Here is a 306-nt window from a genome sequence, read left to right on the forward strand (position 1 = left end):
CCTCAAAGCCTGTGAATATGCTGCATGCCATTTGCTGTTACCGTCATTATTTGCCTGCTTCAACATACTTTTAATTGGAAGCATGATCACCGCCAGAGGCGTTCTCAGTTCATGAGATACATTACCAAAAAACACATTTTTACTTTCCATTAAACTGGCGATTTGAGCACGCTTTTGCTCTATTTCTTCGGTGCGCGACAGCACGAGTTCTTCCAGGTGCAGGTTGCGCCGCTTTAGCTGATATGTTCTGGCGAATAGAATTAGTCCAATCAACACAACAGCGCCAATAACATAAAGTGTGAAAGC

Annotated in this window: 1 protein-coding gene; it reads right to left on the reverse strand. The window is 43.5% G+C overall.

Features of this window, described 5'->3' with window-relative positions; translation table 11 throughout:
- A partial coding sequence (locus CWB98_RS23820; protein ID WP_212751173.1) for a histidine kinase dimerization/phospho-acceptor domain-containing protein occupies window positions 1–276 on the reverse strand: 276 nt, incomplete at its 3' end.
- Window positions 277–306 lie beyond the last annotated feature (30 nt).

Origin of the sequence: Pseudoalteromonas rubra, assembly GCF_005887115.1 — a bacterium.
In the GTDB taxonomy this organism is placed as follows: domain Bacteria; phylum Pseudomonadota; class Gammaproteobacteria; order Enterobacterales; family Alteromonadaceae; genus Pseudoalteromonas; species Pseudoalteromonas rubra_F.